This is a genomic window from Alkalicoccus chagannorensis DSM 18086 (assembly GCF_000429725.1).
GTDB lineage: Bacteria > Bacillota > Bacilli > Bacillales > Salisediminibacteriaceae > Alkalicoccus > Alkalicoccus chagannorensis.
The window spans coordinates 1-18,455 of the sequence record NZ_KE386945.1 but is presented as its reverse complement, the minus strand read 5'-3'; the positions used below and the strand labels follow the sequence as shown (position 1 = coordinate 18,455).

At 50.7% G+C, this 18,455-nt stretch carries 19 protein-coding genes; all 19 read left to right on the top strand.

Translation table 11 applies throughout. The features are described 5' to 3' along the window. Positions 1 to 94 precede the first annotated feature (94 nt). The 19 genes from G477_RS20095 to G477_RS0116765 all read left to right on the top strand — a co-directional run bounded on the left by G477_RS20095 (position 95) and on the right by G477_RS0116765 (position 17,972). On the top strand, positions 95 to 1,426 hold the full coding sequence (locus G477_RS20095) for an ATP-dependent helicase ComFA (RefSeq protein ID WP_051288176.1): 1,332 nt from the start codon (positions 95 to 97) through the stop codon (positions 1,424 to 1,426). Further along, the gene (locus G477_RS20090; protein WP_051288174.1) at positions 1,423 to 2,073 is read left to right on the top strand and encodes a ComF family protein; all 651 of its coding nucleotides are present in this window, start codon (positions 1,423 to 1,425) and stop codon (positions 2,071 to 2,073) included. Before G477_RS20095 ends, G477_RS20090 begins: the two co-directional genes overlap by 4 nt. Before the next feature lie 68 nt (positions 2,074 to 2,141). Next, positions 2,142 to 2,579 carry a TIGR03826 family flagellar region protein gene (locus tag G477_RS0116855; RefSeq protein WP_026698915.1) on the top strand — a complete coding sequence of 146 codons (438 nt, stop codon included), beginning with the start codon at positions 2,142 to 2,144 and terminating at the stop codon, positions 2,577 to 2,579. Between the two features lie 1,453 nt (positions 2,580 to 4,032). After that, on the top strand, positions 4,033 to 4,287 hold the full coding sequence (gene flgM / locus G477_RS0116840; protein WP_026698912.1) for a flagellar biosynthesis anti-sigma factor FlgM: 255 nt from the start codon (positions 4,033 to 4,035) through the stop codon (positions 4,285 to 4,287). An 18-nt stretch (positions 4,288 to 4,305) separates the two neighbouring features. Then, the gene (locus tag G477_RS20705; protein ID WP_026698911.1) at positions 4,306 to 4,791 is read left to right on the top strand and encodes a flagellar protein FlgN; all 486 of its coding nucleotides are present in this window, start codon (positions 4,306 to 4,308) and stop codon (positions 4,789 to 4,791) included. An 18-nt stretch (positions 4,792 to 4,809) separates the two neighbouring features. Further along, positions 4,810 to 6,504, top strand: coding sequence for a flagellar hook-associated protein FlgK (flgK, locus tag G477_RS0116830; protein ID WP_026698910.1), 1,695 nt, complete (start codon positions 4,810 to 4,812; stop codon positions 6,502 to 6,504). 157 nt (positions 6,505 to 6,661) lie between these two features. Then, positions 6,662 to 7,837 (top strand): flagellar hook-associated protein FlgL, encoded by a 1,176-nt coding sequence (gene flgL / locus G477_RS0116825; protein ID WP_026698909.1) that lies wholly within the window; start codon positions 6,662 to 6,664, stop codon positions 7,835 to 7,837. A 15-nt stretch (positions 7,838 to 7,852) separates the two neighbouring features. After that, a complete protein-coding gene (locus G477_RS0116820; RefSeq protein ID WP_026698908.1) occupies positions 7,853 to 8,425 on the top strand; it encodes a DUF6470 family protein in 573 nt (190 codons plus the stop codon). A 173-nt stretch (positions 8,426 to 8,598) separates the two neighbouring features. Continuing rightward, complete coding sequence (gene fliW / locus G477_RS0116815) at positions 8,599 to 9,045, top strand: flagellar assembly protein FliW (protein WP_026698907.1); 447 nt, start codon at positions 8,599 to 8,601, stop codon at positions 9,043 to 9,045. Further along, on the top strand, positions 9,045 to 9,281 hold the full coding sequence (csrA, locus tag G477_RS0116810; protein ID WP_026698906.1) for a carbon storage regulator CsrA: 237 nt from the start codon (positions 9,045 to 9,047) through the stop codon (positions 9,279 to 9,281). The genes fliW and csrA overlap by 1 nt, the downstream gene beginning before the upstream one ends. A gap of 191 nt (positions 9,282 to 9,472) precedes the next feature. Further along, positions 9,473 to 10,165 carry a helix-turn-helix transcriptional regulator gene (locus tag G477_RS20700; RefSeq protein ID WP_051288172.1) on the top strand — a complete coding sequence of 231 codons (693 nt, stop codon included), beginning with the start codon at positions 9,473 to 9,475 and terminating at the stop codon, positions 10,163 to 10,165. Between the two features lie 703 nt (positions 10,166 to 10,868). After that, complete coding sequence (locus G477_RS0116800) at positions 10,869 to 11,720, top strand: flagellin N-terminal helical domain-containing protein (protein WP_026698905.1); 852 nt, start codon at positions 10,869 to 10,871, stop codon at positions 11,718 to 11,720. 77 nt (positions 11,721 to 11,797) lie between these two features. Beyond that, positions 11,798 to 12,919, top strand: coding sequence for a sugar-transfer associated ATP-grasp domain-containing protein (locus tag G477_RS0116795; protein ID WP_026698904.1), 1,122 nt, complete (start codon positions 11,798 to 11,800; stop codon positions 12,917 to 12,919). Continuing rightward, a complete protein-coding gene (locus G477_RS0116790) occupies positions 12,916 to 14,316 on the top strand; it encodes a sugar-transfer associated ATP-grasp domain-containing protein (RefSeq protein WP_026698903.1) in 1,401 nt (466 codons plus the stop codon). The genes G477_RS0116795 and G477_RS0116790 overlap by 4 nt, the downstream gene beginning before the upstream one ends. Before the next feature lie 309 nt (positions 14,317 to 14,625). Beyond that, on the top strand, positions 14,626 to 14,874 hold the full coding sequence (locus G477_RS21065; RefSeq protein WP_084406319.1) for a carbon storage regulator: 249 nt from the start codon (positions 14,626 to 14,628) through the stop codon (positions 14,872 to 14,874). Between the two features lie 191 nt (positions 14,875 to 15,065). Beyond that, positions 15,066 to 15,902: a flagellin N-terminal helical domain-containing protein gene (locus G477_RS0116780; RefSeq protein ID WP_026698902.1), complete on the top strand. Its 837-nt coding sequence runs from the start codon at positions 15,066 to 15,068 to the stop codon at positions 15,900 to 15,902. A gap of 126 nt (positions 15,903 to 16,028) precedes the next feature. Then, positions 16,029 to 16,865 carry a flagellin N-terminal helical domain-containing protein gene (locus G477_RS0116775; protein ID WP_026698901.1) on the top strand — a complete coding sequence of 279 codons (837 nt, stop codon included), beginning with the start codon at positions 16,029 to 16,031 and terminating at the stop codon, positions 16,863 to 16,865. 222 nt (positions 16,866 to 17,087) lie between these two features. Then, complete coding sequence (locus G477_RS0116770; protein ID WP_026697663.1) at positions 17,088 to 17,285, top strand: cold-shock protein; 198 nt, start codon at positions 17,088 to 17,090, stop codon at positions 17,283 to 17,285. Positions 17,286 to 17,774: 489 nt separating this feature from the next. Next, positions 17,775 to 17,972 carry a cold-shock protein gene (locus tag G477_RS0116765; protein WP_026698900.1) on the top strand — a complete coding sequence of 66 codons (198 nt, stop codon included), beginning with the start codon at positions 17,775 to 17,777 and terminating at the stop codon, positions 17,970 to 17,972. Positions 17,973 to 18,455 lie beyond the last annotated feature (483 nt).

Genomic DNA, 18,455 nt, shown 5'->3' with positions numbered 1-18,455 from the left:
CACGGGGGCAGATGCGCCGGCGGCTCTCCCAACCACAGCACCTCCCCAATATCTCTTGACGGACCCCCTGACTATCATGCCAGGAGGTTTTTTTATGCTTCATCTTCCAAAACACCGCCGACTTACCGTATCCGAAATCCACCAGCTTCACCCGCACCTGCAACCGGACGAGCTGCTTGAGGCCCTGCGGTCATTTGCTTCGACGCCGGGACTCACGGACGTGTGCAGCCGGTGCGGCTCCCGAGACATCGCGCCGTTTGACTGCTTCCGCTGTCACGGGCCGTGCCGCTACTGCCGCAGCTGCCTGCAGATGAGCGTCATCCGCGGATGCGAGCGGCTGTACTACGCCGAACTGGAGCCCCCGGTTCCTTCGGGCAGAGGCCGCTGTACGTGGGACGGCACGCTTTCCCCAAGCCAGCAGCAGGCGGCCGATGCGCTCGTCCGTGCCTGGGAGGACGGCCGGACCGAGCAGCTGCTCTGGGCGGTCTGCGGAGCGGGGAAAACGGAAATGCTGTTCCCGCTGATCGGTGCGGTACTCGACGCCGGGCACCCGGTGCTCGTCACCGCGCCGCGACGGGACGTCGTACAGGAGCTCGCGCCAAGGCTGAAACAGGCCTTCCCGGATGCCGTCACCGCTGCGCTGCACGGCGGGCTGGAGCCGCACGAACGCTTCCTGGAGGCCGATCTCTATGTGGCGACCACGCACCAGGCGATGCGCCTGTATCACAGCTTTCCCGTCGTGTTTATCGATGAAGTGGATGCTTTTCCCTACACCGCCGATGAACGGCTGCACCGCGCGGTTCGAACCGCGGCCCGCGCGGATGCCCTGCACGTCACCGTCTCGGCAACCCCGTCGGCATCGGATCAGCGGCGCGTCCGGAAGGGGGCGCTGCCGGCTGCCGTCGTTCCGCGACGCTACCATGGGCAGGATCTGCCGGTGCCAACGCTTGTCTGGGCTGGAAATTGGGCGAAGCGGCTCGCGCGGGGAATGCTCCCGTCCGTCGTGACCGCCTTTCTCCAGCGCCACGCAGAACGGCCGGTGATGCTGTTCGTACCGGAAGTCGTACAGCTCGACGACGTGGAACGCGCTGTCCAGGCCGCACTGCCCGGACAGACGACGGCCTCCGTCCACGCAGGCGAGCCGGAGCGGGCGGCGCGGGTGGCTGCGTTCCGAAGCGGGGAAGTCGACATTCTGCTGACGACGACGATCTTAGAGCGCGGCGTGACGATTTACGACGTGCAGGTAGCAGTGCTCGGCGCAGAGGCGGAAATTTTCACGGAAACCGCCCTCGTACAGATTGCCGGCCGTGCTGGGCGGCATCCGCAGGCCGCCGATGGAGATGTCGTCTTCTTTCATTACGGATACCGCCGTGCCGCGGCAAAAGCCGTCGCGATGATCGAGAAGCTGAACCGGAGGCAGGCATGAAGTGCCGCCTATGCCGGAATGACTTTGAACTGCCGGCGTCGTGGGCTTTGTTTTTCACCGTGCGCATCCCGGATCTCTGCAGTGTCTGCACGGAAGCCCTGGAGCCGATTGATTTGACGACGTGCTGTACGGGCTGCGGGCATCCAGGCGGCTGTCCGCAGCCATGTGACGGGCTCATCCAGCGGTCGCTGTTCGGCTATACGCCGTTCGTCCAGGAGATGATCGCGCGCTGGAAATACCGGGGAGACGCGGAGATCGGCCGTCTCTTCGCTCCTTGGATAAAGCAACTTGCCCGGAAAGTGTATCCCGAAGCCGATACGTTCGTTCCCATTCCGCTGCACGTTTCCCGTGCCTGGGAACGCGGGTTTAATCAGGCGGCGCAGCTCGCTTCCTGCCTGCCGACGGAGGAACTGCTCCTACGGCCGGAAGCTGGGGAGAAGCTCAGCAAAACGAGCGGAAGCCGGGAGGCGCGTGTGTCGCATCAATTTTCATTATATGAGAAGGAAGTAACAGGAAGAAAGGTGCTCCTTGTCGATGACATTTATACGACCGGAGCTACCCTTCGAAGCGCAGAAAGCCTGCTGCGGCGGGCGGGAGCGGCGGATGTGCGGGCCGTTACTCTGGCGCGGGCACTTCGAAAAAGATAGGAAGAGCCTTCACTTTTCGTCGAATCTTGACGATATAAAAGAAAAGATGAAGTGAAGGAGGGGCTGTCATGCCAGAGCTTGCGAACTGCCCGAAGTGTGGAAAAGTGTTTACAAAGGCGTTCCGGAGTGTCTGTTCAGCCTGCCACGATGAAGTGGAGCGGCAGTTTCAGGAAGTGTATGCGTTTATCCGGAAGCGGGAGAACCGCCGGGCAACGATGGAGGAAGTGGAAGAGGGAACCGGAGTAGACCGGGAGCAGATTGTCACGTTCGTGCGGGAAGGCCGCATTCTCACGTCGCAGTTTCCCGGCTTGTCCTACCCGTGCGAATCGTGTGGGGCAGAGATCCGCGAAGGGCGCCTCTGTGGTTCCTGCAAAGGGAACATCCAGGACGGCCTGAAGCGCCGCGACAGCGAGGCGGCGTTCGAACAGCGGAAAACGGACCGATCGAAAGAGCGCTACACGACGTATCACTCGCTCGGCGACCGCGTGAACAAAGACCGCCGCTGACCGGTGTATACTAATAAAACTAGACCCTGACCGCCCGGCGCACGACTGCCGGGCGTTTTTTAATGTGATAGAATGTCGACGTTTTATTAAGGGAGCCGGCGGATGTGTTCCCAGTGCCGCAGGAGAGGTGGCTCAACGTTTCGGGCAGGCGGCGACATTGCCGTCGCAAGCGGCTCAATGTCGTCGCGAGGTGGCTCAAAAGAAGCAGGGTGGCTCAAAAAATTCGCGGGGAGACCCGCATCCCAAGGCGAAGCAACTCGCATTCCAAGACGAAGCGTCGCAAATATGCAGAGGAGCGACCCGCTTTTCCTCCGTCCCCCAAACTGCAAGAGCATCGATGAGTTCATTTCCGCCGGCTGCCGTGGACAGCCGGAGGCGGGAAGGGATTGGGTGGACGACGGGCTGCAGAATGTTTGGCTCCATTTCTACGCCAAGCGTCGGCATTGCCGTCCCAAGCGGCTCAATGTCGTCGCGAGGTGGCTCAAAAAAAGCAAGGTGGCTCAAAAAATCCGGCGGGAGACCCGCATCCCAAGGCGAAGCAACTCGCATTCCAAGACGAAGCGTCGCAAATATGCAGAGGAGCGACCCGCTTTTCCTCCGTCCCCCAAACTGCAAGAGCGTCGATGAGTTGGTTTCCGCCGGCTGCCGAGGGCAGCCGGAGACGGGAAGGGATTGGGTGGACGACGGGCTGCAGAATGTTTGGCTCCATTTCTACGGCAAGCGTTGGCATTGCCGTCTGAAGTGGCTCAAACCCGTCGCGAGGTGGCTCAAAAGAAGCAGGGTGGCTCAAAAATTCCCGCGGGAGACCCGCATCCCAAGGCGAAGCAACCCGCCTCCCGAGCCGAAGCGACGCAAATATACAGCGGATCGACCCGCTTTTCCTCCGTCCCCCAAAACAACAAGAGCGTCGATGAGTTCATTTCCGCCGGCTGCCGTGGACAGCCAGAGGCGGGAAGGGGTTGGGTGGATGACGGGCTGAAGAATGTTTGGCTCCATTTCTACGGCAAGCGTCGGGATTGCCGTCCCAAGCGGCTCAATGTCGTCGCGAGGTGGCTCAAAAGAAGCAGGGTGGCTCAAAAATTCCCACGGCAGACCCGCATCCCAAGGCGAAGCAACCCGCCTCCCGAGCCGAAGCGTCGCAAATATGCAGCAGAGCGACCCGCTTTTCCTCCCGCGCCGCCAAGACCGCCAATCCTCGGCGCCGCCCTCACCGACAGTTCGATGTAGAAACGCCCCCTGCTTCCCATGTATAATAGAAGAAACAGCCGCAGGCACGCGGCAGCCACGACCAATTCTCTACGTGTACCAGGTCTTTCGACGGAATGTAGGCGAAAGGTTAACAATAGCGGAAGGCCTGCCGATATAATGAACAGACGCACGGAAGCAGCGAAAGACCGTCTGCACTTTCACGGATGAACGCAGACATGTTTTGATAGAAGAAAGGAGAATCCGGATGAAAATCAACCCGATGCACTCACTCAACGCCTACCAGAAATCGCAGCAGCCGAATCAGAAGCAGCAGCCGGCCTCCAAGCCGTCCGATGCCCTGGAAATCTCCTCCGAAGCGAAGCAGATGGCCAAGTCCGCCGCCTTCCAGCAGGAGCGCAGCGAACGCGTGCAGGAACTGAAGCAGCAGGTCGACAACGGCAGCTACCAGGTGAATGCGCAGGAAACGGCCCGCAAGATGTATGAATTCTGGAACGGATAAGCCGGAAAGGAGCCTCCCATGACCGAGGATTTGAAGAAGGTATTCAAAGCACTCATCACCCTGCACCAGGAGCTCTTACAAAAAGCACAGGAAAAAGAAGCCGTCGTGAAGAAAAATGATATCGAAGGCCTCGAGCGGATCATGAAGGAAGAAACGCCGCTCATCTCCCGACTGGAGAAGCTGGAGCTGGCACGGCGCCAGATCGTCCAGCGCTGGCTGCAGCAGCAGGGCATTGTGGCTGAAGACGCCACGATGGAACAGCTCAAGCCCGCCTTTTCCGCATCGGATCAGGCCGCTTTCGACGAGCTGCAGGAAACGCTGCGCGCCATCATTACGGAAGTACAGCAGCAGAACGACCTGAACCGGCAGCTGATCACGGAATCGCTGCGTTATTTGAACTTATCGCTGAGCCTCGTGGAACCACAGGACTCGTTCACCAACTATTCCGGCCGCGGGTCGGAAGAGGACGGTAAAGAACGATCCGTGTTCGATTCCCAGGCCTAGGCAGAAGGAGAGAACAGTATGCTGTCTACATTCAGCGGGCTGGAAACATCCCGCCGCGCCCTTACTACGAACCAGGCGGCGCTCAAAACGGTTGGCCACAACATATCCAACGCCAATACGGAAGGCTATTCGCGCCAGCGTGTCAACATGACGACGACCGAATCCTTTCCGAAAGCAGCCTTCAATAAACCCGGTATCCCGGGACAGATGGGAACCGGTGTTGAAGCAGGCTCCGTCGAACGGGTCCGGGAACAGTTTCTCGACGTGCAGTTCCGGCAGGAGAACCAGCAGCACGGATACTGGAATGCGCGTAAAGACGGGCTCGAAAAAATGGAAGACATCATCAACGAACCAACAGATGACGGCATTGCCCAGACAATGGACCGCTTCTGGGAGTCGCTTCAAGATCTGGCTTCCAATCCGGAAGACGCCGGTACTCGTTCGGTTGTCCGTCAGCGCGGGATCGCCGTAGCGGAGACAATCAACTCTACATACAACTCGCTTGAGTCGATTCAGCGTGACTACCAGAACGAACTTGGCGTCAAAGAGGATGACATCAATTCCACTCTGCGGCAGATACACAATTTAAATGAACAGATCGCCTCCGTGGAACCACACGGCAATCTGCCGAATGATCTGTATGACCAGCGTGACCAGCTTGTGGATGAGCTTTCCGAAAAGATGAACATACAAGTGGAGCGTGTCTCCAACGGGGGATTGTCGAAAGACAAGGCAGAAGGCAGCTATCATATTACGGCTGTGGATTCGAACGGGAATCCGATTGAAATGGATAACGGCGAACCGATGACCCTCATCGACGGGGAGAACTTGGATTACCGTCAGATCGGCGTGAATTTCGACAGTTTTGACGACGATGCTGTGTCCGACCAGCTGCTCGACCCTGTCACCGGCCTCTCTGTGTTTGACTCCAATGGCGGCGAAGCAGGAGAAGTCGGCATCAATGACTTTACTGCCGAAGGCTCCCTGCTTGGCACGATCGAAATTTTTGGTCACCAGCATCCTGACAGCGACAGCCTGGAAGGCGCAGAGGATGTTACAGGGGACTTCCCGGAGATGATGAAAAATCTTGACCGGATGGTATCGACGTTTGCGCGTGAATTCAATGAGGTACACGAGAAGAGTTTCAGTCTCTCTGAAATCGAAAACGGCGAAGCCGACAGCATTTCCTTTTTCCAGACGAATCTGGACGGCAGCTTCGGCGATCTGGAAGACAATGAGTCCATCGTCGGCGTGGCGAAAAACTTCGGCATCGATGACCGCATCCACGACAGCCTCGACAACGTCGCTGCCTCGGCCGGGCCGGAATGGGACGACGAGAATGACGAATGGGTCGCTCAAGACGTGGATGAGGCATTTGCCGGGGATGGCTCTGGTGCTCAGGCGTTAGCCGAAGTGAAGGACGCCGAGCTCGTCTATGATGCGAACGATACGAACGTGCAGTCGTTTTATCAGTCCGTGATCGGAAGTGTCGCCGTGGATACGAACGAAGCGCAGCGCCTGGAACGAAACACCTCCTCGCTCCGCGATGCGGTGGAAGAACGCCGTCAGTCGGTCTCCAGCGTGTCGCTGGATGAAGAGATGTCGATGATGATCCAGTTCCAGCATGCGTACAACGCAGCTGCACGGAACTTGACGTCCGTTGATGAAATGCTCGACCGCATCATCAACGGCATGGGCCGTGTAGGCATTTAACCTGATCACGTAACGATCCGATAGTATAAAACGCCGGCTCCTCAGCTGCGCGGGAAGACAGAAGAGCTTTTCTTCCCTTTAAAATTGGCAGCGAGGAAGCACGGCATGGCAATCAAAAGCGTGACATGCTTTTGATTTATGAAAGGGGGCGCGACCGATGCGCGTGACACAATCGATGGTAACGATGAATTCCTTAACGAACCTCAGTAAGAGCTACGAACAGCTGAAGACGTCGCAGGAGCAGTTGTCGACGGGCAAAAAGATTTCTCGTGCCTCAGAAGATCCGGTCATTGCCATGAACGGGATCCGCTACCGCTCGCAGGTGACGGAAACTGAGCAGTTCAATCGGAATCTCTCCGAAGCATACAACTGGACGGATACATCTGATGCCACGCTCGATAAAGGTACCGATGCACTGCATCGTGTGCGCGAGCTGACCGTACAGGCAGCCAATGATTCGTACGAGAGCGGCCAGCGCGGCAACATCGCGCAGGAAGTGCGTCAGCTGCGGGAACACCTGGCTTCGCTCGGCAATACGCAGAACAACAATAAATTCATTTTCAACGGAACGGATACGACGAACGAGCCGATCGACCTCGACGGCATGGATATCGGCACAACCGGCATCATGAATGCCCTTGACGGTGACGACGTCGACCAGCAGATCGAGGATGGCGATTTCCCAGTAGAAGTGACGCACAGCGGCCAGACGTATCAGCTTGCAGCCTCCGACGAAGACGAAGCCGTATTTGAAACTGAAAGCGGCGAATCGTTGACGTTTGCGATTGAGGACGGGGAGATTTCAAATATCACGCGTACGTATACCGGCACTGATGCTGAAGGCAATGAGGCAGAGCAGACCGAAACACTACGCCCGAGTCAGGTGATCGCCTCCAATAAAGACGCAGTCTCGACCAATGATAAGGACGTCTCGATTGAACTCTTGAAAGGGGTCAAGGTGCCTGTTAACGTTAAGCCCGAGCAGGTGTTCAGCAACCAGCTGTTTGGCGATCTGAAGCAGCTGGAGAACATGCTCGAAGATGAGACAACAGAGACGAGCGAGATTTCGGAAATGCTGGATCATTTGGATTTCCATATTGATAATTCTGTCAATGAACGGGCCGAGCTCGGTGCCCGCGTGAACCGGATTGAAATGATCGACTCCCGTATACAGGAGCAGGAAGTCATTGCTAAACGGATTCTCTCGGATAACGAAGACGCCGATATGGAGAAAGTCATTACCGAGATGATGTCCCAGGAAAACGTGCACCGGGCCGCGCTTTCTTCCAGCGCCCGGATCATGCAGCCGACGCTGATGGACTTTCTCAGATAAAGGAGGCGGACGCTCATGCGGATCGAGATAGATCAGACGATGGCCCGGCTCGGGATGTCGAGCCAGCGTCCGCCGATGCAGATCGAAAACCACGACGCCGATATGACGATCGATCAGGAGCTGCAGGGCAATATGACGATGAGCTCTACGGACGGGCAGCTGGACATTGACCAGACGGCCGCTTTTGCCGATGCCGATATCAAAAGCATCCTCGTCCGGAACGAAGAGTATGCCGCCCGGGCCAATCAGAACGTCATGGCCTACGTCGCGAAAACGGCACAGGAAGGCAGGCAGCTGCAGGCGATCGAACAGGAGCGCAACGTCATCGCCGACCTCGCCCGCGAGAAAGGGATGCTTCCAGTACAGGAAACCGGTTACGGCACGGTGCCGACCGGTACGGAGAAAGTACGCATCTCCTACACCCCGGGCGAGCAGCAGATCGATTTTGACTGGCCGGACCCAGTGATTGACGTGCAGCCGAACCCGCCGGAGATCGACATTCCCCGCTGGGAGACGTCTGTCTATCTGGAACAGCAGAACAGCATCCAATTTCGTGCTGTCGGCGGCGCCGTAGATATGAGAAGATAAATACAGGCAGCAGAAACGGCCATGCGTGACTGTGGTCGTTTTTTCGTCGCCGTTGAAAAGACAGCCGGGAAGAGCTCCGTTCCTCCGCCCGGCAGAACGAGCACGTCTTATTCAATAGGAAAGAAGCCGACGCCACAGACGCTCATGTTCCACTACATAAAGGAGGCATTTACGTGCAGATCGAAACGAAATACAGCGGCCCTCTCACGATCAATGAAGCGAACATTACGACCTTTGAACTCGGCATGCCCGGATTCGAAGACGAGAAAGCGTTTATCCTGCTTCCGTTCGGCGAAGGACCGAGCCCCTACTACCTGCTCCAGTCCATCCACACCCCGGGACTCGCTTTCGTCATTATGGATCCGTTTACGTTCTTCCCTGACTACGAGGCAGCGCTGTCTGATCAGACGATCGAATCGCTCGCCATCGAACAGGAGAGCGACGTCTCGCTCTTTGTCGTCCTGACGCTGAAAGGATCGCTCGCCGACTCCACCGTGAACCTGCGCGGGCCGATCGTTATTAACCACGTCCAGAAACGAGGCCGGCAGATTGCCTTGAGCGACTCCGACTACTCAACGCAGACGCCGATCCCGCTGCAGACCGTGAAGGGGGAATCATAATGCTCGTCCTCTCCCGCAAGGAACAGCAGTCGATCAAGATCGGCGACGATATTGAAATCACCGTCGTGTCTGTCGAGGGCGACCAGGTGAAGCTCGGCATCAACGCCCCAAAGAACGTCGACATCCACCGAAAAGAGGTCTACGTCGCGATTCAGGAAGAGAATGCGCAGGCATCTCAATTTGATTTAAACATTTTAAATGAATTGGCCGAAAAAAATTCGGAGAGCGAAAAATAGGCGTATCCTCGTATGAATTATCAAAAAGTATGGTCTCCACAAGCAGAATTATGGAGGAGGGCACCTTCATTGGTCCTATGATTATAGCGAATCATGTCGAAAAGTTATTATCAGGTCAAAAATCGAATCTTGTCGTTTCCCTTTTTTCCGTGTATTCTAATGGTTAGAACAGAAAAGGGAGGACAGGATTCATGCAACAGTCAACCAGTACAGCAGTGGGCAGCCGCGTCCTCGTTCTGGATCACGATCAGTACCTTTCACAGGCCTCTGGACAGCGGATGCAACAGACATTCCCAGAATATGCAGTCACGATCGACCAGAACGGATCCACGTCTTCAACGGAAGCGGCATACATATTTTTATTAATCGAATCGGCCGATACCGAAGCATCCCGGTGGGTGCAGGAAAAACTGAAAGAAAAAAGCGAGCATCAACACATGCTCGTCGTCACCGTCAACCGACCGAAAGCGTCCCTGATCCCATATCTCGCCAACGGACTCTCCGGCATCCTGTCGCTGCACTCCTTCTACTCTACAGGCAGCAGCGTCCTTGATACCGTCCGGCGTTTCGGCGTCTATCTCGAGCAGCCGCTCCATAACGACCTCGTCCGCGAGCTGCATGAACAAAAACTGAAAGACCGCCCAATCAAACGTCTCATCCTCCGCGAAGAGGACGTCTTGTACCGCCTCACCAAAAATGAACGCGCTGTCCTGCAGCACATTCTCGATGGGCACAACAACCGGCGCATCGCCGAACTCATGTACCTCGCCCCGTCGACCGTCAGCACCGTCATCAGCCACCTGCTGAAAAAACTCGGCGCCAACGACCGCACCGACGCCATGGTCCAAATCATCAAAAACGGCTGGGTCGATGCATTGCGGTAGAAGAGGCGGCGCATCCGCTGCTTGAAAGCGACAGCAAAACCGCACAAGATCTTAAAAATTCCCTGCCGGTCTTTGGCAGGGAATTTTGTGCGAGTGAAGCGGAGCTCAGCCTTCTCCTCACTGGTTTGGAGGAAGACAAAAAGCCGAACAAGCAATTAAAAGGTACCGGAGCTGCTTTTACTACGGTGCCTTTTGTTTGAGCGAAGAGGAGCTCGTGTTTTTACTCTTTGATCTTTGACCAAAATTTTAGCGTGAAGCAGAAAGTTCCGAATCAAGAAACGTCATGAAGCAGTAAATCAGCTTTTCATTTAATAAAAAAACCGTTCGTTTTCCTTTGCTTTCAGACGGACGCTTGCCGAGGGGCTCCTCCTCAACTAACTTCCGTATTCACGGAAGTGGATTTTCGGAGTTCGCTTTTCCCTCCGGCGTCGCCGTCTATGCTTCAGTAAAACGTTCATCTCCTTCAAAATGAGATTTTTAAAAATTAAATACTACCTAAATGCTAATGAGGAATAGGGCATACACCATGATTCCGACGAACTTTTTACAAAAAATCTTCAGGAAGACTAAACATCATCAACTCCCAGTCGATAAAAGAAGTGTAAGGCAGAAGGACCGGCGGCCGACGGCAACCTGAAGCCGAAATTTTTATCTTCCCGCACAAGGACGTGCAGAGGGAAGCAAAATCAAGGAGGATATATACATGATTATTAACACGAACGTTTCAGCGATGAACACACACCGTCAAATGGGTGAGAACCAGAACGCAATGCAGAGCTCCATGGAGAAACTCTCTTCCGGTCAGCGAATCAACCGTGCCGGCGACGATGCTGCAGGTCTTGCGATTTCAGAGAAGATGCGAGCGCAGATCAACGGGTTGGATCAGGCATCTCGAAATGCTCAGGACGGTATCTCGATGATCCAGACGGCTGAAGGTGCGCTAGACGAAACACATGACATTTTACAGCGTATGCGTGAACTCTCTGTACAGGCGGCAAACGATACTAATGAAGATATTGATCGTGATGCTATACAGGAAGAACTCAATGAACTAAGTGAGGAAATTGATCGTATCGCTGATACTACTGAGTTTAACGAGCAGTCCCTTTTGAATGGCGATTTAGCCGATGATGGAGGAGATGCTGCAAATTTCCAGGTAGGTGCAAACGGTAATAATGACAATGAAGTTATTTCACTTAATATTGATGACATGAGCGCAGACGCATTAGGTGTTGTTACTGGTGATGGAGAAAATGTTGATGTAAGTGATCATGATAGCGCGCGAGACGCTATTGAATCGATCAATGATGCAATAAACACCGTTTCTACGCAGCGCTCGGAGCTTGGAGCTACTCAAAATCGACTGGAACATACAATATCTAACTTGGATAACGCATCTGAGAATTTATCAGCTGCGGAATCACGTATCCGTGATGTTGATATGGCGGAAGAAATGATGGAACAGACACGTTCCAACGTCCTTTCTCAAGCTTCACAGTCTATGCTGGCTCAAGCCAATCAGCAACCGCAAAATGTTCTGCAACTGCTTGGTTAACAAGTGATTTAAAACTAATAAGGGACCATTCTTGTAAAAGCGAGAATGGTCCCTTATAGAATGTTATTGGAGGGAATATGCTTAAAACTGTTGATTACCACAAGAGTCTTAATATTAATACCGAATCCAGCTTGTACAAGGATCTTATTCGAGCTGGCTGGTTTAGAACCATCGACGAAAATCACCTTGAGGATGTTCAAAAATTTTTTTTAGAACACTATGGATCTGAAATTGATCCAAGTATACATATCATTTTCAATGAATTATATGGTGTGAAAAAGGTAAACCTTATACCTAATGAAATCGGTCGGAGAGACGCTCTCCCAATATTAAATCCAGGCACGGCATCGGCCTTCTTTTCAGATAAGAATCTTTATGACTTATTTTTAACAAAAGATCATTATCCTGTTTGCTTAGTGAAATGTGTAGAAGGAGATTATTTTAATCAAGATAATGAACCAATATCTAAAAGCAGTGCATATAAACTGTTTTTTGAAAATAAAAAGGATTTAATAGTAAAACATAGTTATTCCGACGATGGAAAGAATATTGAATTATTACATAAAAGAGGAGTTAACTACTATTTAGGTGAAAGTGAGGTAAATCTTAACAAGATAAAAAAAGCCTGGGGAGATAATTTTGTCGTACAAAAGAAAATTAAACAACATACACTCATGGCGTCCCCGCACCCCAGCTCAGTGAACACACTAAGAATGGTTACACTGCGAAGAGCTAATAAAATCAATTACATCCTAACGCATGCTAAATTTGGAGCGGAGGGTAGTATCAAAGACAATTCCGGGCAAGGAGGAATAGCCGTTGCAGTACACGAGGATGGAAGCTTTGCAGATTTTGGAATGGATAAGAAATTCAATCTCTACTATGAGCACCCTACGACTAACTACCCCTTTAACAAATTGCCATCAATCCCGAATTATGAGGAAGTAATAGCTTTTGCAAAAATGTTACATAAAAAAATCCCACACAAATCGCTGGCATCTTGGGATATAGCAATAAATCATGATGGCAGTCCGATTTTTATAGAGGTGAATTTTGCTGGGGCATTGATGCATTATCAATTCAGAACTGGCTCTCCTTTGTTTGGTGAATTTACGGAAGAGATTTTAAAGGAAATTAAGAGTTTTAAAGAGGAAAAGAACATTGCACTTGATAAGTATATAAGGGGTAGGAATGCATGAATGAATTAAGAGAATTAGAATTAAAAATGATTACATCATCTATCTCATTACTTGATAATTGCAAACAATTCGTTTTGCAAAGTGACCTCGAACAGTCTATTGATTACTATAACAGAGTGTTGAAAGTCTTTGATTCTATTTATTCAAATAGAAAAACGGAGGAAAAGTATAACCCCACCCCAGTATTTGATTTGCTGATTACAATGGAAGAAAAACATTCTAAAGTAGTAGACAAGTTTGAGAAAGGTCGTTATAAGGAGTTAGCCCCGGATTTATTGGATCAAATTATTACCTACTACGAAGAAATCAGAAAATATATCGAGTTACAAGACTCTCATGAGAGTTTGGGAATGAATACGCAGAATAAATATTATAAAAATTTTGTGGAACAAAAGTTGCTTTCAAAGGTCTCAAATGAGTTATTAAAGCAGTGGAAGTTGTTCTTACCAAGAGTACTTCAAAAATATTATGATCCAACTATAAGTATAGTCTATTCAAGAATGACTAATGAGGGCTCCCATAAAATCATCCCTCAACAACTTTTTTGGGAAAGCTTGGTTCCTTTTTTGAATCCAAAGAGAACCGCTTATGTTTACTCAGATAAAAACATGTACACACATCTTTTTAAAGATTTGAATATTCGTCAACCCAGAATCATGCTGAAATCAATTGAAAGGCAGTTGTATTTCAATGATGATGAAATGGTTTCAATTGATAAAGCTCACGATATGTTAACCACTTGTGAAAAAAATATGGTTATTAAAGGCAGTGTGAAAAGCGATCAAGACAATTTTAAGGCAATTGAATACATAGATAAAAAGCAAAGAATTAAAGTTGGACAAATGACAGTCTACGATTTTTTAGATTGGTATGAAGGAAATTGGACTCTAGAAGAGCAGGTTCATCAACACAAAGATTTGAAAACAATCAACCCAAATAAAACGAGTATAGTCAGGGTTGTCACACTTAGATGGAAACAGGAGTTTCATCATCTTTTGAGTTTCGTACAGATCCCAATTAGTGAATCTTCTGATCAAAATAACGAATCAAATGACATTGTAGTTGGATTAGAAGATAACGGCACCTTCCGTCATTTTGGTTTCGATAAAAACGGGAAATACTATACCTGCCATCCGGATACAGAAGTTGGTTTTAATACGCTTCCCCCCTTGGAGAATATAAATGAGTTTATAGAACAAGCCAAATTGCTTCATACACGAGTTCTGCATTATAAAATGGTTTCATGGGATTTTGTTGTTGGAGAAGATGGGGGACCCATATTTACCGAAATGAGTTTTGGTGGAGCGGTTTGGCGATACCAATTGGCGAGTCAAAAGCCATTATTCAGAGGTTTGACGAAAGAAGTTCTGATAGAAGCTGCTCGAAGAGAGAAGTAAGTAAACAGCATTTAATGAATATAGATGACTATAATTATTCTTTGACGAATTTAATAAAAATATTTCAAAAAAAATTTGTTTGATGCTAAACATTATTATTCTTTCGCCGATAATATAATTAGACACAAGCAAGCCCACATAAACATTTCCTCTTGGATGGAGGGAATGTCCGACATAACGGGATCATTCAAGGATGAGTGAGCCGGTCGTTGCAAGGGATGAATACGTTAGTTATTCATTGTTTCTTCTGCCCGTTCACTCATTCTTTTTTGTGTCCGATTTTCTACTTAATCAAAGGAGGGTTCTCAAATGCTGGTCGTAGGTCGTGAGCCGGGAGAATACATCGTTATAGGTGATGACATTAAGGTCAGGGTTGTGAAAAACAAGAAAGGTCAGCTGCGTCTCGCGGTAGAGGCCCCGGATCATGTCTCCATCGTCCGTGGCGAGGTTTATGAAGAACAGCAGGAGAGAGAGATCGTTGTTCCGGATATGAGAGCGAAAGCAGCGACCGCCCTCCGGCAGATAAAAGAAAACGAACCGTCGGAACCCATTGCATAAATCACGTTTCTTCCATTCAAGGACGAGTGGAAAAGCGGCACACGTCACCCACGTGTCTGCTTTTCCACTCGTCCTTTTTAATTCTTTCAAGGAGGTGAGGCTGTAACAGGATAAACAACTGGCTGTTGGAACGTTTTTTGACTACAAAGGGGCACATGGAAGTGCCTACTACACACACGGAGGTTTTTAATATGATTATCAACAATAATATTGCAGCTATGAACACTCACCGTCAAATGGGAATGAATCAAAATGCCATGCAGTCTTCCATGGAGAAACTATCTTCTGGTATGCGAATTAATAGAGCAGGCGATGACGCCGCAGGTCTTTCTATTTCTGAGAAAATGCGAGCTCAGATCAATGGCTTAGATCAAGCATCTCGAAATGCGCAGGACGGTATATCGATGATTCAAACTGCCGAAGGTGCTCTAGATGAAGTTCATTCGATTCTCCAGAGAATGCGAGAGCTGGCAGTTCAAGGAGCTAATGATACGAACGTTCAAGACGATAGAGAAGCTATAGAAGCAGAAGTAAACCAACTTGTAGAAGAAATTGAGAGAATTAAAGATAATACACAATTCAATACAGAGAATCTTCTTGATGGAGAAACGCAGGAAGATGGAGATGTGATTTTCCAAGTTGGAGCTAATGCTGGAGAAAGTATTACGGTTGACTTTGATGAGGTGGATCTAACAGATATTTATGATACACTTAATGGGCTAGATTTTACAGATGGTGGAAGTCAAGAACAGTGGAACGATTCGATTGATACTATTAATGAACAAATTGTAGCCGTTTCTGAAGGTCGTTCCTACCTAGGTGCAGTTCAAAACCGACTTGAACATACAATTGCCAACCTTGACAATGCTTCTGAGAATCTCTCAGCTGCAGAATCTCGCATTCGCGATGTAGACATGGCATCTGAAATGATGGAGCAGACGCGTGCGAACATCCTTTCTCAGGCATCTCAATCGATGTTGGCGCAAGCAAACCAGCAGCCGCAGTCGGTACTGCAGCTTCTCGGGTAATATCTCGGAACTCCGGATTTCTTCCGGGGTTCTTTTTTTCTCTTTCATGCTCTTTTCTGCTTCACTTTTCTCTGCTGCGCGCCGATATAAGATGCAAAGGGAATCATGCGAACGGAGGTCGTGGCGATGATCACGCATATGAAGATGGTTGGGATGCAGACGCACCGTTTTATGATGAGGCATCAGCAGTCGATGCAGACCGCGATGGAGCAGCTGTCTTCGGGCATGCGGATCAACCGGGCCGGCGACGATGCGGCGGGGCTCGCGATTTCCGAGAAGATGCGGGCGCAGATCCGCGGGCTGGACCAGGCGGGGCGCAACGCACAGGATGGGATTTCACTCATTCAGACGGCGGAGGGCGGTTTGAATGAAACGCATTCCATGTTGCAGCGGGTCCGTGAGCTGACGGTGCAGGCCGCGAACGATACGAATACGGACACGGACCGGGCAGCACTGCAGAAGGAAGTGGATCAGTTGGTCGGTGAACTGTCCCGGATCGGGGAAGCGACGGAATTCAACACAAGACCGTTGCTTGACGGCTCGTTTGACGGGCGGCTGCAGATCGGCGCCAACAGCGGGCAGCACATGCGGATCACCATCGGCGATATGCGGGCCGAATCGCTCGGCGTGGCAGGTGGTGCTGAGGCATCAGTCGGGGGCGGCATTAATATTTCCTCCCGGGAGGCGGCTAACAGTGCGCTGGACGTCATTGACGGCGCCATCGGCCGGGTGTCTTCCGAACGCTCGAAGCTCGGGGCGTATGAGAACCGCCTCGGCCACACGATCTCCAACCTGGCGAATGCTTCAGAGAACTTAACGTCATCCGAATCCCGCATCCGCGACGTCGATGTCGCGAAGCAGATGATGGAGATGACACGCGCGAGCCTCCTCGGCCAGGTGTCGATGGCGATGATGGCCCAGGCCAACCAGCAGATGAGCAGCGTGCTGAGGCTGCTGCAGTAGCGAAGAATCATTCACCTACTATTGTGACTATTTCTTCTGTAGAAAAGAATGTGCCATAGGGGTATCATTCTCTACATTCACGGGTTATACTTAAGAAAGCTTATTGAGGTTCGGCTTTAAAGAAAGATGAATGTTTCGCAAGTGATATTCCTCTGGACGAAGTGCAAGAATCAATCAACTAGCAATACTACGTGGGCAACCCCCACACAGGAGGAATATTGTATGACTACAGGTACAGTAAAATGGTTTAACGCAGAAAAAGGTTTCGGTTTCATCGAGGTTGAAGGACAGAACGACGTATTCGTTCACTTCTCCGCTATTCAGGACGAAGGCTTCAAGACACTCGACGAAGGCCAGACTGTTAACTTCGACATCGAAGAAGGCCAGCGCGGACCACAAGCTGCTAACGTGCAGAAGTAATAACGAATCGACCCCGGTTTTTCCGGGGTCTTTTTTTGTGATTTTTTGGTGTGAGCCCCATCCCGCCCTTCCAGCAAGTCGAGATGCTGCTGATGCCGTTAGGGTCGTTACATGTTGGTGAATGCGGGATTGCCTTCATGATTTGTTTTTCTCCTATACTAGGTAGTAGAGCAACTCAAATCGTGATGACGTAGAACCTAGCCTTATCTGTACTCCTCTATAATGTGGCTGATCGGCTCAGCTTTTCTGTTCAACCTAATCAGATTGGCTGTGTATATTCAAATGACATCCATCATCGGCAAGCCAAAAAAGAATTTCCGCAAAGGGGTATCTTTTTACCAGTTCACAGGTTATACTTGGTATAGCTTATTGAGGTTCGGCTTTGGAAGAAAGATGAATGTTCCGCAAGAAATATTCCTCTGGATGAAGTGGAAGAATCCATCAACTAGCAATAAATCGTGGGAAGACCCCACACAGGAGGAATATTGTATGGCTACAGGTACAGTAAAATGGTTCAACGCAGAAAAAGGTTTCGGTTTCATCGAGGTTGAAGGACAGAACGACGTATTCGTTCACTTCTCCGCTATTCAAGGTGAAGGCTTCAAGACACTCGACGAAGGCCAGACTGTCAACTTCGACATCGAAGAAGGCCAGCGCGGACCACAAGCTGCTAACGTGCAGAAGTAATAACGAATTAGCCCCGGGATTCCCGGGGCTTTTTTTTATATGATAGGAATGTATACGTTCCCATTTAGGTTGACGGCGTAGCCGGCTGTGCGTGAAGAAAGAAGTACCTTTTCTTCACTAAACAAGCTGTCGACTTCAGGATCGGGTTTGTCTGCTTCCCGCCAGGATCTGGCTGTAACGAGGCCAAAAGCGCTGCGCTTACCTTCCCGAACGATGATCAAAAGGGAAAGAGAAGACATCAACTGCTTCGCGTCAGAAAGAATTTCCCCAAAGGGGTATCTTTTTTCAGGCTCACGGGTTATACTTAAGAAAGCTTATTGAGGTTCGGCTTTGGAAGAAAGAAGAATGTTTCGCAAGTGATATTCCTCTGGATGAAGTGCAAGAATCGATCAACTAGCAATACTACGTGGGCAACCCCCACACAGGAGGAATATTGTATGACTACAGGTACAGTAAAATGGTTTAACGCAGAAAAAGGTTTCG

Excerpts from the sequence above, each read along its gene's own strand:
- G477_RS20095 (WP_051288176.1), top strand. The coding sequence starts at position 95 with ATGCTTCATCTTCCAAAACACCGCCGACTTACCGTATCCGAAATCCAC.
- G477_RS20090 (WP_051288174.1), top strand. The coding sequence starts at position 1,423 with ATGAAGTGCCGCCTATGCCGGAATGACTTTGAACTGCCGGCGTCGTGG.
- G477_RS0116855 (WP_026698915.1), top strand. The coding sequence starts at position 2,142 with ATGCCAGAGCTTGCGAACTGCCCGAAGTGTGGAAAAGTGTTTACAAAG.
- flgM (WP_026698912.1), top strand. The coding sequence starts at position 4,033 with ATGAAAATCAACCCGATGCACTCACTCAACGCCTACCAGAAATCGCAG.
- G477_RS20705 (WP_026698911.1), top strand. The coding sequence starts at position 4,306 with ATGACCGAGGATTTGAAGAAGGTATTCAAAGCACTCATCACCCTGCAC.
- flgK (WP_026698910.1), top strand. The coding sequence starts at position 4,810 with ATGCTGTCTACATTCAGCGGGCTGGAAACATCCCGCCGCGCCCTTACT.
- flgL (WP_026698909.1), top strand. The coding sequence starts at position 6,662 with ATGCGCGTGACACAATCGATGGTAACGATGAATTCCTTAACGAACCTC.
- G477_RS0116820 (WP_026698908.1), top strand. The coding sequence starts at position 7,853 with ATGCGGATCGAGATAGATCAGACGATGGCCCGGCTCGGGATGTCGAGC.
- csrA (WP_026698906.1), top strand. The coding sequence starts at position 9,045 with ATGCTCGTCCTCTCCCGCAAGGAACAGCAGTCGATCAAGATCGGCGAC.
- G477_RS20700 (WP_051288172.1), top strand. The coding sequence starts at position 9,473 with ATGCAACAGTCAACCAGTACAGCAGTGGGCAGCCGCGTCCTCGTTCTG.
- G477_RS0116800 (WP_026698905.1), top strand. The coding sequence starts at position 10,869 with ATGATTATTAACACGAACGTTTCAGCGATGAACACACACCGTCAAATG.
- G477_RS0116795 (WP_026698904.1), top strand. The coding sequence starts at position 11,798 with ATGCTTAAAACTGTTGATTACCACAAGAGTCTTAATATTAATACCGAA.
- G477_RS0116790 (WP_026698903.1), top strand. The coding sequence starts at position 12,916 with ATGAATGAATTAAGAGAATTAGAATTAAAAATGATTACATCATCTATC.
- G477_RS21065 (WP_084406319.1), top strand. The coding sequence starts at position 14,626 with ATGCTGGTCGTAGGTCGTGAGCCGGGAGAATACATCGTTATAGGTGAT.
- G477_RS0116780 (WP_026698902.1), top strand. The coding sequence starts at position 15,066 with ATGATTATCAACAATAATATTGCAGCTATGAACACTCACCGTCAAATG.
- G477_RS0116775 (WP_026698901.1), top strand. The coding sequence starts at position 16,029 with ATGATCACGCATATGAAGATGGTTGGGATGCAGACGCACCGTTTTATG.
- G477_RS0116770 (WP_026697663.1), top strand. The coding sequence starts at position 17,088 with ATGACTACAGGTACAGTAAAATGGTTTAACGCAGAAAAAGGTTTCGGT.
- G477_RS0116765 (WP_026698900.1), top strand. The coding sequence starts at position 17,775 with ATGGCTACAGGTACAGTAAAATGGTTCAACGCAGAAAAAGGTTTCGGT.